This is a genomic window from Candidatus Kerfeldbacteria bacterium (assembly GCA_016214565.1).
Classification (GTDB): domain Bacteria; phylum Patescibacteriota; class Patescibacteriia; order UBA10025; family JAHIVO01; genus JAXDBW01.
This window is the reverse complement of sequence record JACROE010000002.1, coordinates 430,483-454,427: the sequence shown is the minus strand read 5'-3', so window position 1 is coordinate 454,427 and position 23,945 is coordinate 430,483. Positions and strand designations below refer to the sequence as shown.

The window sequence follows — 23,945 nt, the reverse complement described above, 5'->3', positions numbered from 1 at the left end:
GTCAATTATCCACCTTGACGTATTTTTCGCAGGAGGTAAGATACAGGTCAATTCATATGACATACCAATCACCCCTCTTCTATATTGTCGCAATTCTCGCGGTAACCGCGCTCGGGGCTGGTTTTGCCATCTCTTACCAGGCTACTATTTCCACTCCGACCGCCTCAATTGCTCGGATTTCGAACCCTACGGTGCTGGGAGCTGCAACAGGGGAGCCGCTAGTTCTGCCCCTGGCAGCTGATACAATTGAATCAAATGCCGGACTCCTGCCCAGCCAAGTCAACCAAGTCTTCCTTGAATTATGCCACCGTCCCGCTCGATTAATAGAAATTGACCAATGGACCAACCAACCATTGGGCGCACTCGAAAACGCCGCTCCGACACTGGAGAATTGCAACTAACACAAACATCAAAACAGCCGCTCCATGCTTGCGACTGTTTTTTTGTTTTTATCGCCAAAGGCCTTCATCAAAAAGCTCGGACTATACAAGCACCGCTTTCATATAATGCCGGCCCTTTTTATACATCCCGTGCATCGGGCGCTTATTCGGGTCAACTACCTGTACGCCATCACATTCAATCGCGTTTTGGCCAATCAATCGACGCGCTTCGGATTTGCTTACGCTAAAAAGGAAGGCCACCATGTCAGCATTAGTCTTCAAATCTTTCCCTTTGATAGATTTTTCAGGAATATCTTTTGGCGCTTGCTTGTGAGTGAACGTCGAGGAGAAATCAGCCGCTGCTTTCGTCGCCGCGTTGGCGCTGTGATACATGGTCACCAGTTCGCGTGCCAGCAGTACTTTGAAATCGCGCGGGTTGTCCCCTGAGCGCATCGCCTGTACATACTCGCCAATCTGCTTCAAGGACACGTCGGTTAATAAAGTAAAATACTTAATAATGAGCGAATCGGGAAGCGACATCACTTTGCCAAACATGTCCTGGGGGGTGTCATCCAGCTCTATTGTGTTGCCTACACTCTTACTCATTTTGTGCGCACCATCCGTACCCTCGATCAATGGCACGGTCATGATGTCCTGTGGTTCCTGATCATAGCGCGGCTGGATAGTACGGGCGGCTAATACATTAAACGTCTGGTCAGTGCCACCCAGCTCAAGGTCGGCACGCAGGGCAACCGAATCATACCCCTGCAAAATCGGATACATCAACTCATGCACCCAGAGTGGCTTCATTTTTTTCAGTCGCTCCTGGAACATATCCCGCTCCAGCATCTGATTGACGGTGAAGTAGCTGGTCAGCTGAAAAAGCTCGGCAAAATCCATTGGCTTCAGCCATTCGGAGTTATAGCGTACTTCAGTTTTATTAATGTCCAAAATGCGCGCTGCTTGTTTCACATAGGACTTCATGTTCACCTTGATTTCTTTTTCGGTGAGCGGCTGACGGGCAGACAGCTTACCGCTAGGGTCGCCAATACGAGCCGTAAAATCGCCAACCAAAAAAATTACTCGGTGCCCCAGCTGCTGAAACTGGCGCAATTTGCGTAATACAACGGTATGCCCCAGGTGCAGCTTCGGGGAGGTGGGGTCAATGCCAAGCTTCACTCGAAGTCGCTTCCCCGATGTGAGCTTCTGTGAGAGGCTCTCCGCCACAACAACTTCTGCCACTCCGCGTGTCATGACCTCATGGATTGTGTCTTTTGAAATAGTTTTCATAGCCTATTCGTAGTTTATAGTATACCGTAACTTTGGTATAATAAAAAGGATTTCACAACAAATATTACCCATGCCTAGACGCACTATTGGCCTCGATATTGGCGGCACTAAAATCCAAGTAGGTATCATAACTGACGCCCACCAGGTCATCGCCAGCGACCAACTGCCCAATGACATTCGCGACACCGCACGCACGCTCAAAAGCATTACCCAGGCAATTGATCGGTTTTTTAGTACCCAGACCATCGGGGGTATCGGCGTTGGCATTACCGGCACCGTGGACACGGCCACCGGGATCGTAGCCGAATCGCCAAATCTGCCACACAATTGGCACCGGGTCCCCCTACAAAAAATCCTTGAGAAAAAGTACCGCGTCCCGGTTAGAATTGATAATGACGCAAACTGCATCGCACTCGCCGAAGCTACCGTTGGCCTAGGGAAAAAATACAACACTGTTCTCTCGATCACCATCGGCACGGGCATTGGTGCCGGGCTTGTCATCAACAAAAGAATCTACCACGGCGGCTTTAACGCCGTTGAATTTGGCCATACCATAATTGAATCTCCTTCGCTCGCTCGTTGCAGCTGTGGTCGTTACGGCCATTTCGAAGCGCTGGTCTCCGGCCGAGCCCTCCAATCAATCTACCGCCAAAAAACCGGCGCCAAACTTTCTTCATATGACATCGTGGCTGCGGCGCGAGCGGGAAAACGGGTGGCGAAGCAGGTGATGGCTCGTGCCAGCACTTCGCTGGCAATCGGGCTGGCGAATGCTATCCACGCTTACTCTCCAGAAATTATTGTGCTCGGTGGTGGCCTTGCCCACCTGCCAATGCTCATCAAGCCGGCCCTCAAACATATGAGGCCGCTAATCGCGCCGGCAATACTCAAGAAAACAAAAATCGTCGTGTCAAAATTACATTATGATGCCGGAGTAATTGGTGCTACACTTATTGTTCCTCGCCATCGGTAACCTATGCCTATCCCTTCGCTGCAACAACCAAATTTCCGTATTCGCAAGATTGGCCAGCGCGTCAGCCAGATTTCTGGCGCTGCGCATGAAAAACGGTCGTCCGCTCAACGCCCCCGACCGAAAGGCTGGAAGAAAAAACTAACCCGCTACGGCCTGCCTGGTCTCGGCATTTTGATAGTGCTAGCGGTAATTGGCGGAGTGGCGGCGTTTGCTTGGGTATCACGCGACCTGCCTGACCCAGATAAAGTAATTGATCGATCGGTGGCCCAGAGCACCAAAATTTACGCACGAGATGAAACCACGCTGCTCTACGAGATCCACGGCGACGTCCAACGAACGCTGATCCAAATAAAGGACGTGCCGGATATCATGAAGCAGGCAACTATTGCCATCGAAGATAATGACTTCTATAACCATAAAGGGTTTGACTTGCCCGGCATCGCCAAGGCGGTCTGTCATGAAGTAGTGGGTAATCTCGGCGGCCTCTGTCCACAGCGAGGCGGTTCAACCATCACCCAACAATTTGTAAAAAACGCAATCCTTACTGACGAGCGCTCCTACACCCGTAAGCTGAAAGAGTTAATTTTAGCCTACCAATTGGAGCAAAATTTCACCAAGGATCAGATTCTGCAAATGTATTTTAATGAAATCCCATTTGGCTCCACACGGTACGGAGTCGAGGCGGCAGCGCAGTCCTTCTTCGGTAAATCAGTGCGGGATGTGACCCTTGCCGAAGCGGCGTTCCTCGCTGCCATCCCAAATCGGCCCACCTACTACTCACCCTATGGCAACAATGTAGACGCGTTAAGCGTGCGCATTCATTTGGTGCTGGATACGATGGTGGAGCAGGGATATATCACAAAAGAGCAGGCTGATGAGGCCAAGACGATTAATCTTCTAGAAAAACTTCGCCCCCCATACGAAAATATTCGCGCACCCCACTTCGTCCTCTGGGTACGCGAGCAGCTGGCGGACAAATATGGCGAGACGGTCGTCGAGCAAGGCGGCCTGAAAGTCATCACCACGCTCAATATTGATAAGCAGCAGGTTGCCGAAGAGGTTATTGAAAAATACGCGCCAAAAAATGCCGAGCGATATAATGCAAGCAATGCCGCGCTCGTAAATATCGAGACGAAAACCGGGCAAATCCTCGCTATGGTCGGATCCAAAGATTACTTTGACGAATCAATTGACGGTCAGGTCAACGTTGCGCTTCGCCCCCGCCAACCCGGTTCCTCATTTAAACCGTTAGTGTATGCCAGCGCGTTTGCCAAGGGCTATACGGATAATACCATCCTCTTTGATTTAGTCACCAAATTCAAAACTGACGGCCCGGATTACGAGCCAAAAGATTACGACCTCGGTGAACGCGGCCCATTGACTATGCGGAAGGCGCTGGCAGGCTCACTTAACATTCCCGCGGTCAAAACATTATACCTAGCGGGGATTGATACGGTCTTGGAGAACGCACAAAAATTAGGTTACACTACCTTGGGTGATCGCAGTCGGTTTGGACTCTCGCTTGTCTTGGGCGGCGGAGAGGTTACTCTGCTTGAGCACACGGCGGCTTTTGCTACGTTTGCCCGCGAAGGAATATACCACCCACCGACCGGCATCTTGCGCGTCGAAGACCCCCAAGGAAAAATTTTAGAACAATACGAAGAGCGCTCCGAGGAGGTCTTTGATGCAAAAGCGCTCCGCCTACTCAATGACGTTCTGTCAGATGATAGCTCTCGTGCGTATATTTTTGGTGCCGGAGGCTACCTCACGCTACCCGGCCGGCCAGTCGCCGCAAAGACCGGAACGACCAATGACTACCGCGATGCCTGGACGATGGGCTACACGCCTTCCTATGCTACTGGCGTCTGGGTAGGCAATAATGATAATTCAGAGATGAGGCGCGGCGCTGATGGCTCAATCGTCGCGGCGCCAATCTGGCACGAATTTATGAAACGAACGGTCGGCGGTCCGGCCGAGCCATTTCAAAGACCGGCGGCAGACCCGGTCAGCAAACCCGTCTTACGCGGCGAACTCGAGGGTGGCACCACTATCCTGGTTGATTCAATTACAGGTAACCGCATACCCGACGAATGCAAAGACGCCTATCCGAAAAAATTTATCGCGGAAAAAACTGTGCGTATTGCCCATACTATTTTACACTACGTCAATAAGGATGACCCGCGCGGACCAGTCCCAAATAACCCGAGTGCCGACCCACAATACCAGCGCTGGGAAGAACCCATTCGCCGTTGGGCGGAAAAAAATAATTACCTTGAGACACTTCCTGCGCTTGAAGATTGTAAGATACATGATCCAGATCGCGCACCTGAAATCAGTATTACCGCGCCCATCACCGGCGACACGGTTGACCAGGCCGCTCTGAGCGTCACCGTTTCCGTGAGTGCCCCGAAGCCGCGAAAAATTACCAAGGTTGAATATTCGTTTGATGGTACCGCGATGCCAACGGCAACTAGGTCGCCTTTTAGTCTCGAATACACTATTCCCAAAGGGACGGTAGTGGGTTTCCATGATATTACCGCAACCGTGTATGATGACGTGGGTAATAGCGCCAGCACAACCACCACTATCAATTATCTCCCCACTCCTGCCACGAATGTAAATAGCGCTCCATAAAAACCAAAACCGCCCCCGGAGAATCCGAGAGCGGTTTTTAGATAGGTGCGTTACGAAACGGCTACTGCTTGATCGGCATGATGATATACACGTAATCATCCTTTCCTTTCGGCTTAATGAGCGCGGGACTGCTATTGGTCGTCAACTCTATAACACACTCGTCAGTTGTAATATTTTGCAATCCCTCCTGGAGAAAACGATGATTAAAAATGATGTCATTTGATTCGCCAGCAATTTCTGTTTCATATTGTGATTCACTGGCTCCAATCTGGACGTTGGTTGCCGATACCGTGATGCGTCCGGCGGGCTTATCAAAAATAAGCAAGATGTCATTGCTCCCCGGCTTGCAGAATAAACTAGCCTGTTTCACGGTGTTCGCAAAAGCGCGCACCTGCAGCGTGGCCCGCGTGGCCGATTCCTGAGGAATAATTTGTTTATAATCAGGGTAGTGCCCCTCAATGATCCGAGAGGTGAGCGAGACGCCACCGGTGCTGAAAACTATTTGATTCTCATTGCTCTTAATGTTTACCGAATCGCCTACCTCCTGAATTATTCGAATCAACTCCTGAGCAGTACGCATGGGAATAATGACGTGATACTCGGGTACTGATTCGGCCAAGGTCATCGTTCGCTCAGCGAGGCGATAGCTATCGGTTGCGGCCAGCGTCAGCGCAGTACCGTTGAATTGGAATAACACACCGCTGATCTCTGGTCTAGTTTCGTCATACGCCGCAGCAAAGGCCACGCTCGTCAGCGCATCTTTGAGTTGGGCAGCGGGGATAGATATTTCTCGCTGAGCCTCAACTGTCGGAATTAATGGGAATTCAGACGGGTCAACCCCTTTCATTGAGGTTTTTGCCTTTGTAGCACGCACATGGAGGGTTTGTTCAATAAGCTCCAATTCAATGTTTTCCTTCGGTAAAAGCGCTACATAATCATTAAGTGTTTTTGCCTGTACGGTTATGGATCCTTCTTGTTCGACCTTGCCGCGAACCTGAGTAATAATCCCGATTTCAAGGTTTGTTGTCATGAGCGTGACACTACCCTTTTCCGCTTTAATCAGCACGTTGTTAAGAATGGGTAGGGAAATATTTTTACTCGCTACATGGCTGACCAGGGAGAGGCCAGTCGCTAAATTTTCTTGTGTGCAAATTATCTTCATAGAGATTTAATAGATTAAGATATTGATAATAATGATAATAAGGGAGTGGACAGCGTGGATAAGTTTTTTTACACCGATGGAATAAAGAGATTCATCATCCTTCGCCGGTATAAGATGTGTATAGGCATGCGAACGAAAAGAGAACTATATGTGGACAAGTTTTTAAAAAAGGGAAAGTCAACTTTATTTTTATTTTTTATACAGACATGAAGCGCTGTCTGTCCTCAGTTGAGCCTGTGTGCATACACTGTCCATGCGCATCTCATCCACAATGTAAACCTATTCGTTGAACAATCGTTGTCGGATTAAATTAATATCATGACGGATTTTTTCATCATCATTAACCGCTTTTTTAATCTTTTCGTATGCGTGCATAGCAGTGGTGTGGTCACGGCCGCCCAACTCGTGTCCAATGGTCGGATAGGAGCACTTAGCCTCTTCGCGCATAAGGAACATGCAGATTTGCCGTGGGTTAACCAGTTCTTTTTTACGGCTGCTACCCAGCACGTCATCGACACCGACATCAAAAAAATCAGCAACGGTGGTGATAATCTGTTTGACGGTGATTGCCCCGTCGCGCTTTTGGTGCTCGGACATGCTGGAGAGAATTGATTTGACGGATTGGGCGCTTGGCGTGGAATTATCCAGCTGGTGATAGGCGATGATCCGATTGAGAGCACCCTCAAGCTCTCGGACATTACTCTGTACGGTTGTGGCGATTGCGGTGATGACGTCATCGGGTAAGGTGGCTGATTTTTCTCTAACCTTAGCCTTTAAAATAGCTACGCGGTTTTCAAAATCTGGCTGCGAAATATCCGCAATCATACCCCACTCGAAGCGCGATACCAGGCGACTTTCGAGCGCTGGGATGGCCTTGGGAGGGCGGTCAGAGCTAACGACAATTTGTTTGTTTTGCTGGTGTAAGGCGTTGAACGTATGAAAAAACTCTTCCTGGGTGCCCTCTTTGCCAGCGAGAAATTGAATATCATCAATCAGCAATAAATCCGCGGAGCGATAGTGATTTTTAAATCGATCGGCTTCACCGCTACTGATTGATTGGATAAATTCATTGGTGAACTTTTCGCAACTAACATAAATAATTGACTTATCCGGCCACCGCTTAAGGACTTCGTGGGCGATCGCTTGCATCAAGTGCGTTTTACCCAAGCCAGCTCCGCCATAGAGGAAGAGGGGGTTGTATACTTCGCCGGGGCGCTGGCTAACCGCCAGGCAGGCGGCATGAGCTAATTCATTGCTTTTACCAACAATAAAACTATCGAATGTATATCGTGCGTTGAGGCCAAAGCCGTTGCGTGCCGCGGGAACGGGTTCGGCTACGGCCGCGTCGCTCGTGCGAGCCGCATCTATACTTGGACCAACCGTGCCACCGGGGCGGCCGCTTTTGACAGCGTAGGTGATTGATTTTACTGAATTGTCGGTGGCGTTCTGAATTGCCTTAACGATCTCCTTGTGGTATTTATTTTCTAACCACGTTTTGGTGAATGCATTGGGCACCGCAATAATCACCGAACCATCCGCAAAGGTGTCGACGTATGTATTTTTAAACCAGGTGGTGAAATTTGCCTTGCTAAGTGATAGCTCGAGCTCTCCCAAGACGGCATCCCACAGTTGTTTGGTGTCCATAGAAAAAACTTCCTAAATGTTTACTCATGGTACCATAGTTCGTTGATTGGCAGAACCCGCTCCCACGAGGATAAAGTGCATAACCTGTGCATGAATAGTGGATAGCGGTTTTCCGTTGACCCAGGCAGTGTGCCCTGGTATACTGAGGACTAGCTTATTGTCCCTTTAGGAATATTTTGTTTATGTCTAAACGTACCTATCAACCCAAAAAACGTCGCCACAGCCGTGTTCATGGATTTCGCAATCGTTCTCGACGAGTGGGCGGACGGAAAATATTAGTTCGCCGCCGCCGCCGCGGTCGGCGGGTGTTGTCCAGCTAATTACTAGCTACTCGCGCCTCTATGTTGCCGCGTCCACTGCGCATTGCCCGTCGTGCTGACTGGGATCGCTTACACCGACGCGGTGTCGCCGTTCATAGCCGAGCACTGGTAATGAAATTTCAGGAGACCCATCGACCCCACACACGTTTTGGGTTTATTGTTGGCGTCAAGGTAAGCAAGCAGGCCACCGTGCGCAATCAAGTGAAGCGCCGGCTCCGAGCTTTTGTGGCTGCTGAACGCCCAACCGTGAAAAGCGGGTATGATATTATCTTTATTGCGCGTACACCGAGCGCGACAATGTCCGCCTCGCTGTTGCAGCAAACCGTTCGTACCCTGCTCCATCGCGGCCGCCTGCTCAATCGTTAATCTATGATGTCTACCCTTGTCTTATCATTAATTCGCTTGTATCAGCGCACGATCTCACCCGATCATGGGTGGTTTTCCTACCGGCATCCGTACGGGTATTGCCGACTGTATCCGAGCTGCTCGGAATATACCCACCGGTCTATTTCCCGCCATGGCCTGTGGCGCGGCAGTTGGCTGGGTATGCGGCGAATTTTGCGATGCAACCCCTGGCACGAACCAGGCCATGACCCCGTCCCCGACCGATAATTAATTTATTTGCTACCTTCATGATTGGAGACATATTTAATCTCATTTTACTCGAACCGATACTGAACGCCCTTGTTTTTATTTATCATTACATCCCTAATCTGGGGGCGGCAATTATTTTATTGACCCTACTGATCAAAGGCATCCTGTATTTCCCTTCCCGTTCGTCGATTGTAGCCCAAAAGCGATTGCAAGAAACCCAGCCGCAATTACAGGCGCTACAGCAAAAGTATAAAAATGATCGAGAAGAGCTGGGCCGACAAACCATGAAGTTTTATAAGGAGAACAAGGTTAACCCCCTTTCTTCATGTTTGCCGTTGTTGATTCAATTACCCATACTTATTGCTTTGTATCGAGCGTTTCTCGCCGTGTCCCAGACTGATCCGACGACGCATATCTTGATGGCAGAGCAATTAGAACATTTATACGGGCCGATGCGCGATATCTTTACCAGCAAGGCAATCAATTCTCAATTTCTTGGTTTTATTGATTTGTCGCAGACGAAAAATTGGGCTCTCGCTATAATTGCGGGCTTGGCCACCTTCTTCCAATCAAATATGTTAAGCCGCAAACAGCCGCCTGCCGTGCCTGGTGCGAAGGATGAAAGCATGACGGCCAGTATGAATAAGCAAATGCGCTACGTTCTCCCCGCCGTGACAGTTTTCTTCGGCATCCAGTTCCCCGCCGGACTGACGCTCTATTGGCTCGTATCCACTCTCTTCACTATCGCGCAACAGTATTTTGTTTTAAAGCGGCATCATGCATCCCCGTCCGGAGACCAAACCAATGGAACAACGCTGGAGCACAAAACAACTTCGTGATTTGCCGGTGTATACTAAATCAGGCACGCACCTCGGCACTGTAGTCGATGTGCAGCTTGATATGAATGCGCATCAGGTTCAGCATTATGTGGTGCGGCGCACAGATTTACTCGGCAGCTTGCTGGACAACACCGAGTTATTAGTCGCACCGAGCCAGGTAATTTCAGTTACGAAAAAAAAGATGGTCGTTGATGATACGACGACGCCGGTGCGCGCTGCCACCGAGGCCTCGGCCCCTATTTAGGCACGGGCGTGGTGGCGCTGGAGGAGCAGCGTTCGAGATGATTCGCTCCGTACCCGGAATTGGATGCTGATATGGGACGCATGGCGAAGTGATTGACTCATCCGATCCGCCCATTCGATCACGGTGACGGTGTCAGCCCTCCCCAACCATTCGCTGAGGCCGATTTCTGATAGCTCGGTGATATGACGCAGCCGGTATAGGTCGACATGGCAAAAATAGGCCAGCCGCCCCCGTCGGGCAATCGGGTAAAGATTTAGCAAGGTAAAGGTTGGACTGGGGATATGTCGTCGTATCCCAAGGCCACGGGCAAAACCTTGGGTAAAGGCGGTTTTGCCGCTCCCCAGGGTGCCGATCAGCGCATAGATCTCTCCCCCACGACATTTTTTTGCTAAGGTTTCAGCAAATTTCTTCGTTTCGGCTACCGATTTTGTAATTTTTTGCATAGTCGTATTGTACGGTAGAATATACTGCCCGCCAAGCTTGACAGGCAACTGCCTGCCCAGTATACTCAATTGATTTCTGTGATGCACATCTGAGACTTTTTCCCAGTTGGACAGGGTATCATTTGCGCGCTACAGAACACATCCTGATTGAGGATGGGTTATCTATTGTATTGATAGTATGGAACGATCTACGCATCAACAAGCTGCTGACGTATTACATAAAAGCACTAACATTGTTATTGCTTTGCCAATTAATCCGTCGACCGACGCCGTTGCCGCTGGACTGGGGCTTCATTTAGCTTTGGAAAAAATGAAAAAGAATTCGGTTGTTGTCGCGAGTGATTTTCGCGTGCCGGCGTCGCACCAATTTTTACCGAAAAGCGAGGCGATTCATTCTGATCTGACGGCATTGCGAAAGTTTATTATTTCATTGGATGTTTCTCGTACGCCTGTCGAAGAGCTGAGTTATGACTTCAGCAATGACCAAAAGCGACTCGATATTTTCATTACGCCGAAGAGCGGTTTTTTTGAAGCGCGGGACGTGACGTCTTCAGCCTCATCGTATGAATTTGATTTGATCATTGTGATTGACGCGCCGGAGCTTGAGAGTTTAGGTAAATTATACGATCAGAATACCGAGTTCTTTTATCACACCCCGATCATTAATATTGATCATAATCCGGCCAATGAATATTTTGGGGAAATAAATATTGTTGATCTCGTCGCGACCTCCACGTCGGAGATTATATTTGAGCTCCTGCGCGAATTGAAAAATAATATTTTAGACGAGTTCATTGCTACCAATCTTTTAGCCGGTATCATTTCGAAGACTAAGAGCTTCCAAACAACTACCGTCACGCCAAAATCATTGGCTATCAGCAGTCACTTGATTGAAAATGGCGCACGGCGAGAAGCAGTTATCAAAAATTTGTACCAAACGAAATCAATCAATACCCTCCGTTTGTGGGGTCGCGCTTTAGCTCGCCTCAAAACCGATTTGAACGGCCGGGTGGTCTGGTCATTATTGAATAAACAAGATTTTGAGAAATCAGGAGCAGGTTCGAGTGAATTAGACGGCGTGGTTGATGAGTTGATTGTGAATACTCCTGACGCGGAAATAGTTCTCGTGCTTTTCGAAGACGGTGAGCGCGTCGGCGTCATCGTGAGCACGGTCAAAGCGATCGATGGGATGACCATGTACAAAGAGTATCACCCCACTGGCACGCGCAATTTTACTCGTTTTTCAGTTCCTCAACCCGATTTGCTCGCTGGCGAGCGCATCGTCGTTGACATTGCAAAAAAATTCTTACAGAGCCGCTCATAGAGTGGTGAAAAGCGAATAGGTGTCCGTTTACCCAGAGACTCTTTTTTGGTATACTGCGTGGGTATGAACCAGGATATTACTTCAAAACATGAGCGAAGTATTGATGACTTGATTCGTCAATCTCACGATGGCGCCCCACAGGTTTCATCTGAAGAGGTTGAAGAAAAATTGAAATCAAAGATTCATGAAATTGAAGCCAAGAGGAAAGAGGAGGCAACTCAGGAAGAGGCGCAGCGAATGGGCGTCGGATATATTAACCTGAAAGGGTTCCCGATTGCGCCTGAAGCTCTTATCTTGATAGATGAAGACGTGGCCCGATCGTTGCAGGCGGTCTGTTTTTTTAAGACTGACCGCGAATTTCGTTTGGGAGCGATTAATCCTCTCGATCCCGAAGTGCAGAAAAAATTTGATGCCATTCAGGAAGAAACACAGTGTCATGGTGATTTATATGCGTTGTCCGCACTTAGCTTGGATGCAGCATTGAAGCTGTATGCCGCCCTCCCCCGCCCACGCACGTACGTGGCTGGTATTGAGATTAAGGAGGAGGATTTGAAGAAATACCAACGAGACATAAAATCATTCCGTGAGCTTCAGGAAAAGATCCAGCATGTCTCTACCAGCGACCTATTTACCATCATCATGGCCACCGCTATCCAGTCCCAGGCATCGGATGTGCATATCGAAGCAGAGCAAGATGACGTCAAGGTTCGATTTCGCGTTGATGGCGTGTTGTATGACGCTGCCATGTTGCAGAAGAAGATGTGGCCCAAGGTGATTAATCGAGTGAAATTATTGGCCAAACTAAAAATAAACGTTTCAGATATCCCCCAAGACGGTCGGTTTACCATCTTCATGACGAATGATTTTATTGACGTGCGTGTATCGACAGTACCGAGCGCGTATGGCGAAAGTATTGTGATGCGGTTGCTTATGTCATCATCCACCGGCATTGGACTGGACGGCATGGGCTTGGTTGGTCCCGCCTACGACATATTGATTCGAGAAATGAGCCGACCGAATGGCATGATTATCACGACTGGCCCCACTGGCTCTGGTAAAACGACGACGCTGTATGCGATATTAAAAAAATTGAACAGCCCAGAATCAAAAATAATTACTCTGGAAAACCCGATTGAATATCGTTTGAAGGGTGTGACCCAGAGCCAAGTGCAGGGCGGCGAGCAATCGGGCGAAAAAGAAGACATCCGTACTTTATTGAAGTCGGGAACGACCGGCCGGCAGCAGTTTACGTTTGCCACTGGACTGCGGGCGGTCTTACGCCAAGATCCCGACATTGTGATGGTCGGTGAAATTCGAGATCAAGAAACGGCAGAAATTGCCATTCAGGCAGCTTTGACCGGGCATCTCATGCTTTCAACGCTGCACACGAATAGCGCCGCCGGAGCCATCCCGCGGTTGTTGGCGATGAATGTCCGACCATTTCTCTTAGCACCCGCTTTGAATTTATTAATCGGTCAGCGGCTGGTTCGTCGGATTGACCCGGCGCATAAGGAGGAATATACGCCTGAAGCGGCCCAGCTTGAATTGGTGCATCAAGTGCTTGAATCCATTCCGCAGGAGATGCGGAGAAACGTCGATTCACAGCATCTGAAATTTTATCGGGGTATCCCAACACCGGAAAACCATGAAACCGGGTTTCGTGGACGTATCGGTATATTTGAAATGCTGACTATGAATCCAAATATTGAACAACTGATCTTGTCAGGCAAGGTTTCTGAATACGCCCTTAAAGAAGAGGGTCACAAGGCGGGTATGTTAACTATGCAGCAGGATGGCATTCTCAAGGCTTTGCAGGGCATTACCACAATCGATGAAGTATTCAAAGTCACCAAATAAGCAACTAACCATAAAAAAATATGGGCGAATTTGGTTCCATCAGTGAGCGAGAAATCCATCGAATCCAGGCGCAGGCCTCGGAAAAAGTTCGAGAGCAGCATGAAGCGCGTGATCGATGGGAAGAAGAGCGGAAACATAATCAAGCATTCCATGAGGGTCGGGATTATCATGGAATGAGCAAAGAAGACCTGGGTCGGTCCGCCCGGGCGCGTAAGTAGGAGCCGCTCCCTAACCGCGAGTCAAAGACTGAAGCCGTTCTCGCGCTTCGGCTAATTTTTCCCGCTCTCCCTCAATGACCGCTTCCGGGGCATGGTCAATGAAATTAGCATTCGAGAGCTTTTGTTCTAAGCGCTGAATGTATTCTGATAATTGATGCAGTTCTTTGTTGATTGAGGTGTCGTCACGGGTATAATCTAAGGCAAAATCAAGACCGGTGATGGTTCCCGTTGGTTTGGTAATGGGGCTGGCCGTGAGTGATTTTAATCGAGCCAGGCGCATAATACTTTCCTGATGCTCAATAATGACTGACTGGCGCTTACCGCTAATCACCGCATCAATGAGTGTGGTGGGCGATATTTTCTCTTCAGCGCGAATATTTCTAATGCTGCCGACGAAGTCCTGAAGGGTGGTGAATTTTTTTTCTGCTTCAGTATTGTGGTAGCGGCGTTGAGCCTGAGGCCAGGCGTGTACGATGAGCATAGATTTTTTTTCGGTGCCCGATAATCTCGACCAAACCTCCTCGGTCACATAGGGCATGTAGGGGTGGGCTAACGCGAGAAACGTTTCCAGGATATGGTAGAGCAGCGGAACGTTTAGATGAGATTTCGAAAGCTCAATGTACCAATCAGCCAACTCGCGCCAGAGGAAGTCATAGAGTGCGGTGCCGGCTTCCGAAAAGTTGTACGATTCGATGTGGGTAGTCACGGTGGTGATTAATCCCTGGAGCCGGCTCATAATCCATTGGTCAGCTAAGGTCGTCAGGCGCAGTGGTTCCTTCGTCTTCGGATGTGCCAATACATACCGCGCAACGTTCCACAGCTTATTGATGAAATTTCGGTAGCCAGCAATCTTTTCTTCGTAGAGACGGAAGTCTTGTCCGGGCGTCGTGCCCAGTATGAGTGATAAGCGAATGGCGTCAGTGCCGTACTTTTGGGTCATGGGGATTGGATCAACGCCCGTACCTTTTGACTTGGACATTTTTTTGCCGTCTTTATCCAGTACCATGCCGTGCAGGTACACTGTTTTGAAGGGAATTGATTTAGTGAAGTACAGGCTCAGCATAATCATGCGTGCTACCCAGAAGAAAATTAGATCCCAGCCGGTTTCCATGACCGTGGTGGGATGATAGCGCTTGAGGTCAGCCGTCCCGCGCTTCGGCCAGCCTAAGGTGGCAAAGGTCCAGAGTCCCGAAGAGAACCAGGTGTCCAATGTGTCCTCGTCTTGCACCCAGCCATTTCCTGGTTTTTTGATTGAAGCACGCACCTCGTCGCCTTTGTACCAAATCGGGATTTGATGACCCCACCATAATTGTCGGGAAATACACCAGTCTTTGATATTTTCCAGCCAGTGCGTGTAGACTTTATCAAATCGGTCAGGGATGATGGCGATTTTTTTCTGTTTGACTGCGCGCAGTCCAGCTGCGGCGAGTTTATCCATTTTGACAAACCATTGGCGAGAGATGAGCGGTTCAATCGGAGCGCTGGTTCGTTCGGATCGGGCTTGATTGTGCAGGTAATCAATAGTTTTTTCCAGCAATTCTTCCTCGTCTAAACGTTGAATAATAAGTTGGCGTGCTTGCTGAACGCTTTTGCCATAATATTCCCCCGCTTCTTTTGTGAGCATGCCATCCATGCCAATAATATTGATGATGGGGAGATGATGGTCCTGGCCGATTTCATAATCCAGCGGGTCATGGGCGGGAGTAACTTTGACCGCGCCAGTGCCAAAAGCTGGGTCAACGCGTTTGTCGGTGATGATCGGCACTTCGCGATTAACGATAGGGATCAGCACACTTTTACCGATGTACTCTTTGTATCGCGCATCATCGGGATTAACGGCGACCGCGGTATCGCCAAGCATAGTTTCAGGACGAGTCGTGGCGACGGTTACATATTTGGTACTGCCAAAGAGAGGATATTTGATGTAGTAGAGCTTACTGGTTGTTTCGACGTGTTTTACTTCCAGATCGGACAGCGCGGTTCGGCTTTTTGGATCCCAGTTCACAATTCGATTTCCGCGATAGATAAGTCCGTCCTTATACATGGTGATAAAGGCATGCTGAACTGCCTCGGTAAGCTTAGGATCCATGGTGAAATGTTCGCGTGACCAATCGCACGAGGCGCCGAGCTGGCGGATTTGCTCGGTAATGCGGCTGCCGTATTTTTTCTTCCAATCCCAGACGTGCTTCAGGAATGCCTCACGCCCCAGGGTGTGTCGGTCAAGCCCTGACTCTGCGATGAGACGTTCTACCATTACCTGCGTAGAGATACCAGCGTGGTCAGTGCCCGGCAGATAGAGCGCTTTGTACCCACGCATCCGGTAGAATCGCGTCAAAATGTCCTGGATGGTGATGCCGGTAGCATGCCCCAGATGCAATTCCCCAGTCACGTTTGGCGGGGGCATGGCTACGCTAAATGTCTTGGTGCGTTTACCCGGCAATTTGTCAGGATTAAAAAATCCTGACCGCTCCCAGCGCTGATAGATGGCTTGTTCAATTGATTGTGGTTCGTAGGCTTTTTCCAGGGGTTTCATGTATACAGTGTACCCGAAAATCAGCCATTAGACGAGTTCCCAATTGGGGTCGGCTTCCATGGTATGCCAGTCATCAAACCGTTTTTTACGCGCCTGGGCATATCCGGCCATGGCAATCATTGTCGCGTTATCAGTACAGAGTGAGAGCGGCGGAGTGCCATACTTGATACGGGGGTTCAGGGTGCGGACGGCTTGTTTGAGTTGTTCGCGCAGCGGTTGGTTGGCCGCCACTCCACCAGCGAGGATGACGCTTTTGGTGTGGTATTGGTTGGCAGCGCGGATTGTTTTTTGCACCAGAACATCGATGACCGCCTGCTGAAATGAAGCGCAGATGTCAGCCAGCGGCGGTTTTTTTGATTGATAGTGGTTGGTGAGCACGGTGAGCACAGCAGTCTTTAATCCGGCAAAACTGAAGTCATCATTGTTTTGATTGAGCATCGGCCGAGGGAAGTTGAAGCGCTGCGCATTCCCTTTAACAGCGAGTTTCTGTATGCGTGGCCCACCGGGGTACGGCAGCTTGAGCATCTTAGCGACTTTATCAAATGCTTCTCCGGCCGCATCATCTCTGGTTTGTCCGAGCAATCGGTATTGACCATGGTCGGTCATCAGGATTAGCTGGGTATGTCCGCCTGATACTACCAGACAGAGCACGGGGAAAGTAATGTTTGATTGGTCTAACCAGTTTGCATAGACGTGCCCCTCCATATGATTGACCCCGATCAGCGGTTTATTCCAGACATAGCTCAGGGTCTTGGCGGTTTGCACGCCGACCCGCAAGGAGGTAATCAAACCTGGACCGCGCGTCACCGCAATGGCATCAATATCATCCGGTGTTCGGTGCGTCGTGCGCAGGGCTTCCATGATGACCGGGATCATGTTGTGCACATGATGTCGCGCGGCAACTTCAGGCACCACGCCGCCGTATTTCCGGTGGGTGGCGATTTGGCTGGAGACGACGTGCGCTTCGATTTTTAGTCGTCCGCGATTGCCCGTGATAATGCTGACAGCCGTTTCGTCGCAACTTGTTTCTATCCCTAAGATACGCATAGTTAGGTGTATTGTACCACACCTGGCTCCGTCACTTGGTGGAGGCACGCTTGGCGTACCTATGCTATACTAATAATAATTCAAGGTTTTTATTATTCAATGTATTGAATTTTTAAGGCCATATTGCAGTTTATGCGTTTTCGCACTCTAGTATGTACATTCGTTATCGCCTGGTGTTTCGTTTCAGTCGCTACGCCCGCCTTTGCACTTACGAGCGAGCCCGATGCCGCTGGCCTCTTCAGTGAAACCCCCGACGTAATCACTCAGGGTGATAGCGCTCCGATTAATGAAGTCAAGACAATGCCTTCGAGCGTTTTGAATAATCGAATTGCCCAGCCGGCCAGCACAGCATCAAATACCAGCGCCACGGCTCAGAGTCGCGGCGAAATTTCATCCACTGACGCCATGGTTATCATTATTGCCGCGGTGCTCTTACTCGGTGGTGCGGTGGTGTGGATGATGACGCGACACAAAAAAACCGCATAGGCATTGTACGATGATGCGCTCAACGGTGACTGGGCTTTTTTTGTATGATTATGGTAGCCCCACGGGGAATCGAACCCCGGTTACCACATTGAAAGCGTGGTGTCCTAACCGTTAGACGATGGGGCCATGGTTGAATAGTTCGTTTATGGCCAGTGGCAGGGACGATGGGGCCATAAATGTAGTATCGCCAATCGTAGCGTACTTATTGGCGCGCGTCAATGCATGCCCATTATACTAGCACTTCTTGTATTAATATTGTATACTAATTGCATCTTTGAGCGATATTGATATGGCATCAGCTTCAAAAAATACCACAAACACCAAGGAAAAGCGAAAAGACGAATACGAGTATGACTTTACTCGTGATTTGGCTGCGTCGAATGGCAAAGCAGTGTCTGCTTCGACTCCACGCGCTATTGATCAGAATTGGCTGGACGACGATGATTTTGCCGGGCAATTGGCGGTCGACGTCTATCAGACTACTGACGAGATTGTCATCAAATCCACCATTGCCGGCGTTAAACCGGAAGACATTGATATCTCAGTTAATAATGACATGATTACCATTCGCGGCAAACGCGAAAAGGATCATGAAGTATCTGATCAGGATTATTTTTACCGTGAATGTTATTGGGGCGGGTTTTCTCGATCCATTATTCTCCCCTGCGATGTGAAGATTGACCAGATCAAGGCCACCATTCGTAATGGGGTCCTGAGCGTGACATTACCCAAAGCTGAAAAAGTAAACAAAGTAACGGTCGTTCGCGTCCACGAGGAATAATCCCATGATGATGACACCGGCCGCGTACCAAACCACGGTTACCGTCAAAGGGTTTGAAGGAACGCAGGCGCTTTTAGAATTGGCAGATCATCAAATTGTCCGCTGGCCCATCAAGGACTTGCCTGAAGCGCTGACTCAGGGGGCTGTTTTTCAGCTTGTCCTCTCCACTCCGCTCTCTGAAGAGCAGCATCGTGAGGAGCTGGCACGTGCCGTATTAAATACGCTATTGCGCTCGTAGTTGTGTATGGCAAAAAAACAAACGACAAAAAAGAGTAACAGCACGAAAGCTCCTAGTTCTACGGCGCCACGTTTTTCTTTTCGAACATATCGGGCCCCACTGTTAGTGCTCGGGATCTCTATCGTGGTGGGGGGTTCAGTTTTGCTCGGAACATTTGCCTATGGCGCGCAATTTGATGCTCGATTGTTGCCTCATACCCGTGTGGGCACATATGATATTGGAGATCGATCATATGATGCTGCCCGCGACGCCCTCGTACGCCATACTAATGAGTTATTAGATACGGGGATCACCTTGGTGTATGACGCACACGCGGTTGGTTTGGAAATGGTGTATGGCGATGCGGCCAACCCAGAATTGGCTACACCACTTGCGTCGTACCACATTGACGAGTCTTTGAATGATATTATCGCTGATCAGCGAAGTATGAGTTACCCTGAGCGCGCCTACTATGCTCTTCGGGGAAAAACATACCGTCCCAGCTTGAGCATTGATGCGGTGGCCATGTCAAAAGCGCTGAAGGCATTGTTGAGCGCCTATGAAGCACCCGCGCATGATGCAGTATTTGTCATTGCGGATGACTCGATTACCGTAGCTCCGGCAGAAGCGGGCACCGCTTTTTCCTATACGGATATTATGAGCTCCATTACTTCCCAATTGTTATCAATGCAGACCGCGTCGATTCCGATTAGTTTGCAGCCCGACCAACCCGACGTAGACGCCGCGGAAGCTACCACGCTTATTTCTACCGTTGGTGATGTATTAGCCCGGGCACCATATCAGTTGCAGTTTGATGAAAAAAAATGGGAGATAACCCGTGATCAGATTGCGGCATGGATACGGCCAGCAGCGGTTGATGGCGTATTCACCGTTGTTTTAGACAATGATCAGGCCGTGGCTTTTTTAGAAGAGGTTGCAACTGGAGTTGACGTTGCCGTCAAAGAATCAAAATTTCAGGTAAGCAATGGTCGAGTGACTGAATTTCAGCCAGCGGAAGAAGGTAGAACCGTCGATATCGCAGCTTCTGTAGTTGAGTTAAATGCCATGATTCAGAGCGACGCTCAATCAGCACAACTCGTCGTTGATATTATTGCACCCGAAGCAACCGAGGGGAGCGCCCTGAGCTATGGCATCAAAGAATTAATTGGTGAAGGCCGCTCCAATTTTAAAGGAAGTCCCGCTAATCGTCGACATAATATCGGCGTTGGGGCTAGTGCGCTGAATGGTTTGATGATCAAACCTGGAGAAGAGTTTTCTCTGATCAATGCACTGGGAGAAATAGATGGTGAGCACGGTTACAAACAAGAGTTGGTTATCAAAGGCAATAAGACCGTGCCTGAATATGGCGGAGGGCTGTGCCAGATTGGCACCACCACCTTCCGCTCAGTACTTGATGCGGGTTTGAAAATAACTGAACGGAAGAATCATTCGTACCGCGTCTCGTATTACGAACCCGCGGGGACTGATGCAACCATCTATGATCCGGCACCGGATTTCAAATTTATCAATGACACTGGACATCACGTCTTACTAACTACAGAAATCAATGGCGATGAACTTGTTTTTCGATTATATGGCACCGACGATGGTCGAACAGTATCTCTGACCAATCCGCGGATTTATAATTTAGCACCGCCGGGGCCAACCAAGCTGATCGAAACTACCGACCTCGCTCCCGGGGTCAAAAAGTGTACAGAAAAAGCCCACACCGGCGCTGACGCTGAGTTTAATCGGACGGTAACCTATGCTAATGGGGAGGTGATGGAGGAAACGTTTCGCAGTCATTATAAACCGTGGCAGGAAGTGTGTCTGATTGGAGTTGAGCCGACTCCGGCTGAACCCGCGGCAACCGAAGAGGCGCTGTAGCCGCCTCGGCCGGCGAGGCTGTTTTTTGGTACAAAAAAAGTACACTAGTCTGCAGTCAAGAAGGTTGTTCCCTGGTATGGCCAAGGACGAATCCCCGATCATCCGAATATGAACAACCTCCATGCTTGTCGTGACTGCAGGCTGGCGTACTCCTTTGATTTTCGCACCTTTCTGGAGGTACCGAAAATGAGAGATTTATTAATGAACAGGCCATGATAGCATGCCTACTGAACCTTGTCAAGGGGTGCGGGCAGGTGGTACTATGAGTAGGCTAATTTTCTGATTGATTACTATCACTATGATGACCATCAAACAAATTTACGATTTAGCCATCCGTCGCGGCATTGAAAACGATTTGCGCGGTCGCGCTGCGTTATCTCGTAAATTGGCACGCGAAGCAAAGCGATTTGCACACATGACAGCCGACGAGAAGAAAGAATACGATCGAGAATCGTTGACGAATCCGTATTCTGATACGCGCTATTTCAATGCGTCCCCTGATCGTCCGATCCGTCGAGCTATGGTTGGCATTGATATTGGTACTGAAGAGGTATTGCTTGCCAAGGAATTATCAGATATGGGCAAACCTATTGATCTGGTTTGGGCGCACCATCCGATTGGCGCCGCGTTAGCTGGTCTGCATGAAGTCATGCATATGCAGGCGGAAATTATGGAAACCTATGGCGTTCCTATTACCGTTGCAGAATCATTGATTCATCTCCGCATGAGCGAGGTGTCCCGATCAGTGAGTCCGATTAATCATAATCGCGTGGTTGATGCTGCTCGGCTGCTGGGCTATCCGCTCCTGTGCACGCATACGACTACCGACAATATGGTGGCCACCTTCCTGATGCGACTCTTTGAACGTAAGAGCAAAGAGATTGATACGGTTGGTGATATTATGCGCCTACTCAAAGAAATCCCAGAATACCAGGCAGCCACGAAATTAAAAGCCGGCCCCGTGCTTTATGCGGGTACCGAGGATCGGTTTGTGGGTAAAATTGCGGTAACGGAAGTGACGGGCGGCACCTCTGGTTCAAAAGACATGTATGAACGCTTGGCTCATGCCGGCGTCGGCACCATCATTGGTATGCATATGCAGGAAGAGCACAAGAAGCAAGCAGAGCAACACCATTTGAATGTGATTATTGCTGGGCATATGTCATCGGATTCGCTCGGGATGAATTTATTTCTGGACGAAATTGAGTCACGCGGCGTGGAAATAGTGCCTGTCGCAGGGTTGATTCGCGTTCGACGCGGTGCCGCAGCAAAACGCTTAGCCACATCAAGCAAACCCGGTAAACGCAAGCCCGCCCACCGCAAGAAAAAATAATTATAGAGTGCCATGGTGACGACTGATCGCATTGTAGCTCAGGAGGAACAAGCCGAGGATGACGGTTTTGATTTGAGTTTGCGGCCAAAGACACTTAATGAATTTATTGGTCAGGAGAAAGTAAAAGACAACCTGACAATTTTTATGCAGGCGGCTAAAAAGCGCGACGAGCCGATTGAGCACGTCCTGCTCCATGGTCCGCCCGGCATTGGCAAAACTACTCTTGCCCATATTATCGCGGCCGAGATGGGGGTTAATATTCGCGTTACCTCCGGTCCAGCCATTGAGAAAGCGGGAGACCTCGGCGCCATCATTACCAATCTTAACGATGGAGATATTTTATTTATTGATGAAATTCATCGATTGAATCGCTTGATCGAGGAAGTGCTCTATCCGGCTATGGAGGAGTACGCACTTGATATCGTAGTGGGTAAAGGCCCATCAGCAAAAACTTTACGTTTGGATTTGCCTCGCTTTACCTTAGTCGGCGCGACGACGCGGGTGCATCTCCTCTCCTCCCCGCTCCGGGATCGGTTTGGCAATGTGTATCGCTTGGATTTTTATGAGCAGAAAGACATTGAGCAGATTATTAAACGATCTGCCAAGATTTTAGGCGTTTCAGCAGAACCCGAAGCACTGGCAGAAGTTGCTAAGCGGGCACGACGAACGCCGCGCATCGCCAATCGGCTTTTAAAACGTGTCCGTGATTACGCACAGGTCAAAGGCGATGGAGCGATCACGGTAGCCATGGCCAATGAAGCATTGGAGCGCCTGGCAATTGACGCTTTTGGCCTAGACGAAACTGATCGGAAGATTCTTCATTATATTATTGATCATTATTCCGGCGGGCCGGTCGGCCTGAATACGATTGCGGCGGCGATTGCCGAAGATCAAAGCACGCTCGAAGATGTCTACGAGCCATTCTTGATGCAGATTGGATTCCTGGCGCGGACGCCGCGGGGACGGGTAGCTACGGCAGCCGCTTATCGCCATTTAGGCAAAGAAGAGCCAAAGAATTTGCAGAGCAAACTGGTCTAGTTAGTGGCCGGGCCAAACGTTGCTTCACTATCCAGCTCACACACGGCGATAAACCGTTTGAGCGCGGTTCCGATTGGATAGGATGTCTGCAGGGTGAGCATATATCGCTCATTATTGTATTGATCTAGTACAGAAACGTCCTTCGGGCCCACCACTTTTGTTTCAATCACTGTATAGATGTATAGTTCTCCCGCGTCATTAGTAATGCGCACCGCCGTACCTATCGGGATATCTACCAGCGGGGCAAACACTTTTTTGTAGCTGCCCGGTTTCCAGGCGTAGTCAGATGAATGTCCAAAGATGTAGGGATTGCCGAGCTCACCAACCGCCGCTGTTCCTGGATAGTGTACCACGCCGCTTGCTAGTGCTTCCTGAAATCGTTCTTCATTGGCCTCTTCGACGTATACGACGGGCGCTTGTATATCTCGATCAGGGATGTGGATGCGATTCGGCTCGCCTCGTTCGAGTGGCACCCGATGAACCGGGACCACGTTGGTATTCGTTCGTGTTCCAGGTATCACCGTGATGTCACCTGCCACGACATTGGTGTTCCCCCGCCATTTTTGGAATACCAAATAGCCAACAGTCACCGTGGCAACTACCAGGAGTACGGTTATGCTGATGTGCATTGTTCGTTTTGTCATAGTGGGCTTCATTGTACGGATTCCCTTCGGCTCGGTCAAGCTGACCTAGATGGCAGCGGA

The 23,945-nt window shown here is 49.5% G+C and carries 23 protein-coding genes, 1 tRNA gene and 1 pseudogene; 17 read left to right on the top strand and 8 right to left on the bottom strand.

Annotated elements, in window-relative coordinates; translation table 11 throughout:
* Positions 1–56: 56 nt before the first annotated feature.
* Positions 57–401: a hypothetical protein gene (locus HZC01_02295; GenBank protein ID MBI5037509.1), complete on the top strand. Its 345-nt coding sequence runs from the start codon at positions 57–59 to the stop codon at positions 399–401.
* A gap of 81 nt (positions 402–482) precedes the next feature.
* Here HZC01_02295 and HZC01_02290 read toward each other — a convergent pair whose 3' ends face one another.
* Complete coding sequence (locus HZC01_02290) at positions 483–1,670, bottom strand: tyrosine--tRNA ligase (protein ID MBI5037508.1); 1,188 nt, start codon at positions 1,668–1,670, stop codon at positions 483–485.
* A gap of 70 nt (positions 1,671–1,740) precedes the next feature.
* Between HZC01_02290 and HZC01_02285 the strand changes: the two genes are divergently transcribed.
* Both HZC01_02285 and HZC01_02280 read left to right on the top strand, forming a co-directional pair.
* Entirely contained in the window at positions 1,741–2,640 is a 900-nt protein-coding gene (locus tag HZC01_02285) for an ROK family protein (protein MBI5037507.1), read from the top strand.
* A gap of 3 nt (positions 2,641–2,643) precedes the next feature.
* Complete coding sequence (locus HZC01_02280; protein MBI5037506.1) at positions 2,644–5,274, top strand: penicillin-binding protein; 2,631 nt, start codon at positions 2,644–2,646, stop codon at positions 5,272–5,274.
* Between the two features lie 61 nt (positions 5,275–5,335).
* Here HZC01_02280 and dnaN read toward each other — a convergent pair whose 3' ends face one another.
* Entirely contained in the window at positions 5,336–6,436 is a 1,101-nt protein-coding gene (dnaN, locus tag HZC01_02275; GenBank protein MBI5037505.1) for a DNA polymerase III subunit beta, read from the bottom strand.
* Positions 6,437–6,715: 279 nt separating this feature from the next.
* Positions 6,716–8,080, bottom strand: a complete 1,365-nt coding sequence (gene dnaA, locus HZC01_02270) for a chromosomal replication initiator protein DnaA (GenBank protein ID MBI5037504.1) — start codon at positions 8,078–8,080, stop codon at positions 6,716–6,718.
* A 182-nt stretch (positions 8,081–8,262) separates the two neighbouring features.
* Between dnaA and rpmH the strand changes: the two genes are divergently transcribed.
* Genes rpmH through HZC01_02245 form a run of 5 tightly spaced genes read left to right on the top strand, consistent with a single transcriptional unit; the run spans position 8,263 to position 10,077 of the window.
* Positions 8,263–8,400: a 50S ribosomal protein L34 gene (gene rpmH, locus HZC01_02265; GenBank protein ID MBI5037503.1), complete on the top strand. Its 138-nt coding sequence runs from the start codon at positions 8,263–8,265 to the stop codon at positions 8,398–8,400.
* A 21-nt stretch (positions 8,401–8,421) separates the two neighbouring features.
* Positions 8,422–8,766 (top strand): ribonuclease P protein component, encoded by a 345-nt coding sequence (rnpA, locus tag HZC01_02260; GenBank protein ID MBI5037502.1) that lies wholly within the window; start codon positions 8,422–8,424, stop codon positions 8,764–8,766.
* Between the two features lie 6 nt (positions 8,767–8,772).
* Positions 8,773–9,012 carry a membrane protein insertion efficiency factor YidD gene (gene yidD, locus HZC01_02255; protein ID MBI5037501.1) on the top strand — a complete coding sequence of 80 codons (240 nt, stop codon included), beginning with the start codon at positions 8,773–8,775 and terminating at the stop codon, positions 9,010–9,012.
* 20 nt (positions 9,013–9,032) lie between these two features.
* Positions 9,033–9,833, top strand: a complete 801-nt coding sequence (locus HZC01_02250; protein MBI5037500.1) for a membrane protein insertase YidC — start codon at positions 9,033–9,035, stop codon at positions 9,831–9,833.
* Positions 9,799–10,077 carry a PRC-barrel domain-containing protein gene (locus tag HZC01_02245; GenBank protein MBI5037499.1) on the top strand — a complete coding sequence of 93 codons (279 nt, stop codon included), beginning with the start codon at positions 9,799–9,801 and terminating at the stop codon, positions 10,075–10,077. The genes HZC01_02250 and HZC01_02245 overlap by 35 nt, the downstream gene beginning before the upstream one ends.
* Here HZC01_02245 and tsaE read toward each other — a convergent pair.
* The gene (gene tsaE, locus HZC01_02240) at positions 10,074–10,520 is read right to left on the bottom strand and encodes a tRNA (adenosine(37)-N6)-threonylcarbamoyltransferase complex ATPase subunit type 1 TsaE (protein ID MBI5037498.1); all 447 of its coding nucleotides are present in this window, start codon (positions 10,518–10,520) and stop codon (positions 10,074–10,076) included. The genes HZC01_02245 and tsaE overlap by 4 nt on opposite strands.
* A 178-nt stretch (positions 10,521–10,698) precedes the next feature.
* On the opposite strand from tsaE, the gene HZC01_02235 reads away from it, so the two are divergent.
* The 3 genes from HZC01_02235 to HZC01_02225 all read left to right on the top strand — a co-directional run bounded on the left by HZC01_02235 (position 10,699) and on the right by HZC01_02225 (position 13,919).
* On the top strand, positions 10,699–11,844 hold the full coding sequence (locus tag HZC01_02235) for a hypothetical protein (GenBank protein ID MBI5037497.1): 1,146 nt from the start codon (positions 10,699–10,701) through the stop codon (positions 11,842–11,844).
* A gap of 63 nt (positions 11,845–11,907) precedes the next feature.
* Positions 11,908–13,701, top strand: coding sequence for a type II/IV secretion system protein (locus HZC01_02230; protein MBI5037496.1), 1,794 nt, complete (start codon positions 11,908–11,910; stop codon positions 13,699–13,701).
* 20 nt (positions 13,702–13,721) lie between these two features.
* The gene (locus HZC01_02225; GenBank protein ID MBI5037495.1) at positions 13,722–13,919 is read left to right on the top strand and encodes a hypothetical protein; all 198 of its coding nucleotides are present in this window, start codon (positions 13,722–13,724) and stop codon (positions 13,917–13,919) included.
* A gap of 10 nt (positions 13,920–13,929) precedes the next feature.
* Here HZC01_02225 and HZC01_02220 read toward each other — a convergent pair whose 3' ends face one another.
* Entirely contained in the window at positions 13,930–16,452 is a 2,523-nt protein-coding gene (locus tag HZC01_02220; protein ID MBI5037494.1) for a valine--tRNA ligase, read from the bottom strand.
* 27 nt (positions 16,453–16,479) lie between these two features.
* Positions 16,480–17,499 carry a tRNA (adenosine(37)-N6)-threonylcarbamoyltransferase complex transferase subunit TsaD gene (gene tsaD, locus HZC01_02215; protein ID MBI5037493.1) on the bottom strand — a complete coding sequence of 340 codons (1,020 nt, stop codon included), beginning with the start codon at positions 17,497–17,499 and terminating at the stop codon, positions 16,480–16,482.
* A 132-nt stretch (positions 17,500–17,631) separates the two neighbouring features.
* On the opposite strand from tsaD, the gene HZC01_02210 reads away from it, so the two are divergent.
* Positions 17,632–17,985: a hypothetical protein gene (locus tag HZC01_02210; protein ID MBI5037492.1), complete on the top strand. Its 354-nt coding sequence runs from the start codon at positions 17,632–17,634 to the stop codon at positions 17,983–17,985.
* Positions 17,986–18,036: 51 nt separating this feature from the next.
* Here HZC01_02210 and HZC01_02205 read toward each other — a convergent pair.
* Positions 18,037–18,111 (bottom strand) — tRNA-Glu (locus HZC01_02205).
* Between the two features lie 163 nt (positions 18,112–18,274).
* Between HZC01_02205 and HZC01_02200 the strand changes: the two genes are divergently transcribed.
* The 5 genes and pseudogenes from HZC01_02200 (at position 18,275) to ruvB (ending at position 23,241) form a co-directional block, all read left to right on the top strand.
* Complete coding sequence (locus tag HZC01_02200; protein MBI5037491.1) at positions 18,275–18,766, top strand: Hsp20/alpha crystallin family protein; 492 nt, start codon at positions 18,275–18,277, stop codon at positions 18,764–18,766.
* A 4-nt stretch (positions 18,767–18,770) separates the two neighbouring features.
* Positions 18,771–19,004: a hypothetical protein gene (locus HZC01_02195; GenBank protein ID MBI5037490.1), complete on the top strand. Its 234-nt coding sequence runs from the start codon at positions 18,771–18,773 to the stop codon at positions 19,002–19,004.
* 6 nt (positions 19,005–19,010) lie between these two features.
* Positions 19,011–20,870 carry a VanW family protein gene (locus HZC01_02190; GenBank protein ID MBI5037489.1) on the top strand — a complete coding sequence of 620 codons (1,860 nt, stop codon included), beginning with the start codon at positions 19,011–19,013 and terminating at the stop codon, positions 20,868–20,870.
* 301 nt (positions 20,871–21,171) lie between these two features.
* Positions 21,172–22,128 (top strand): annotated as a pseudogene (locus HZC01_02185) (NGG1p interacting factor NIF3).
* 87 nt (positions 22,129–22,215) lie between these two features.
* Positions 22,216–23,241 carry a Holliday junction branch migration DNA helicase RuvB gene (gene ruvB / locus HZC01_02180; protein ID MBI5037488.1) on the top strand — a complete coding sequence of 342 codons (1,026 nt, stop codon included), beginning with the start codon at positions 22,216–22,218 and terminating at the stop codon, positions 23,239–23,241.
* Here the strand turns inward: ruvB and HZC01_02175 are convergent.
* Positions 23,238–23,885, bottom strand: a complete 648-nt coding sequence (locus HZC01_02175) for a sortase (GenBank protein ID MBI5037487.1) — start codon at positions 23,883–23,885, stop codon at positions 23,238–23,240. The genes ruvB and HZC01_02175 overlap by 4 nt on opposite strands.
* Between the last annotated feature and the right edge of the window lie 60 nt (positions 23,886–23,945).

Bases quoted from the DNA above. Each gene is read 5' to 3' on its own strand.
- HZC01_02210 (MBI5037492.1), top strand. From the start codon at position 17,632: ATGCGTTTTCGCACTCTAGTATGTACATTCGTTATCGCCTGGTGTTTC.
- HZC01_02245 (MBI5037499.1), top strand. From the start codon at position 9,799: ATGGAACAACGCTGGAGCACAAAACAACTTCGTGATTTGCCGGTGTAT.
- HZC01_02175 (MBI5037487.1), bottom strand. From the start codon at position 23,885: ATGACAAAACGAACAATGCACATCAGCATAACCGTACTCCTGGTAGTT.
- HZC01_02230 (MBI5037496.1), top strand. From the start codon at position 11,908: ATGAACCAGGATATTACTTCAAAACATGAGCGAAGTATTGATGACTTG.
- HZC01_02285 (MBI5037507.1), top strand. From the start codon at position 1,741: ATGCCTAGACGCACTATTGGCCTCGATATTGGCGGCACTAAAATCCAA.
- HZC01_02190 (MBI5037489.1), top strand. From the start codon at position 19,011: ATGGCAAAAAAACAAACGACAAAAAAGAGTAACAGCACGAAAGCTCCT.
- dnaA (MBI5037504.1), bottom strand. From the start codon at position 8,080: ATGGACACCAAACAACTGTGGGATGCCGTCTTGGGAGAGCTCGAGCTA.
- HZC01_02235 (MBI5037497.1), top strand. From the start codon at position 10,699: ATGGAACGATCTACGCATCAACAAGCTGCTGACGTATTACATAAAAGC.
- HZC01_02280 (MBI5037506.1), top strand. From the start codon at position 2,644: ATGCCTATCCCTTCGCTGCAACAACCAAATTTCCGTATTCGCAAGATT.
- dnaN (MBI5037505.1), bottom strand. From the start codon at position 6,436: ATGAAGATAATTTGCACACAAGAAAATTTAGCGACTGGCCTCTCCCTG.
- HZC01_02250 (MBI5037500.1), top strand. From the start codon at position 9,033: ATGATTGGAGACATATTTAATCTCATTTTACTCGAACCGATACTGAAC.
- HZC01_02220 (MBI5037494.1), bottom strand. From the start codon at position 16,452: ATGAAACCCCTGGAAAAAGCCTACGAACCACAATCAATTGAACAAGCC.
- HZC01_02225 (MBI5037495.1), top strand. From the start codon at position 13,722: ATGGGCGAATTTGGTTCCATCAGTGAGCGAGAAATCCATCGAATCCAG.
- HZC01_02200 (MBI5037491.1), top strand. From the start codon at position 18,275: ATGGCATCAGCTTCAAAAAATACCACAAACACCAAGGAAAAGCGAAAA.
- ruvB (MBI5037488.1), top strand. From the start codon at position 22,216: ATGGTGACGACTGATCGCATTGTAGCTCAGGAGGAACAAGCCGAGGAT.
- HZC01_02195 (MBI5037490.1), top strand. From the start codon at position 18,771: ATGATGATGACACCGGCCGCGTACCAAACCACGGTTACCGTCAAAGGG.
- HZC01_02295 (MBI5037509.1), top strand. From the start codon at position 57: ATGACATACCAATCACCCCTCTTCTATATTGTCGCAATTCTCGCGGTA.
- yidD (MBI5037501.1), top strand. From the start codon at position 8,773: ATGTCTACCCTTGTCTTATCATTAATTCGCTTGTATCAGCGCACGATC.
- tsaE (MBI5037498.1), bottom strand. From the start codon at position 10,520: ATGCAAAAAATTACAAAATCGGTAGCCGAAACGAAGAAATTTGCTGAA.
- rpmH (MBI5037503.1), top strand. From the start codon at position 8,263: ATGTCTAAACGTACCTATCAACCCAAAAAACGTCGCCACAGCCGTGTT.
- rnpA (MBI5037502.1), top strand. From the start codon at position 8,422: ATGTTGCCGCGTCCACTGCGCATTGCCCGTCGTGCTGACTGGGATCGC.
- tsaD (MBI5037493.1), bottom strand. From the start codon at position 17,499: ATGCGTATCTTAGGGATAGAAACAAGTTGCGACGAAACGGCTGTCAGC.
- HZC01_02290 (MBI5037508.1), bottom strand. From the start codon at position 1,670: ATGAAAACTATTTCAAAAGACACAATCCATGAGGTCATGACACGCGGA.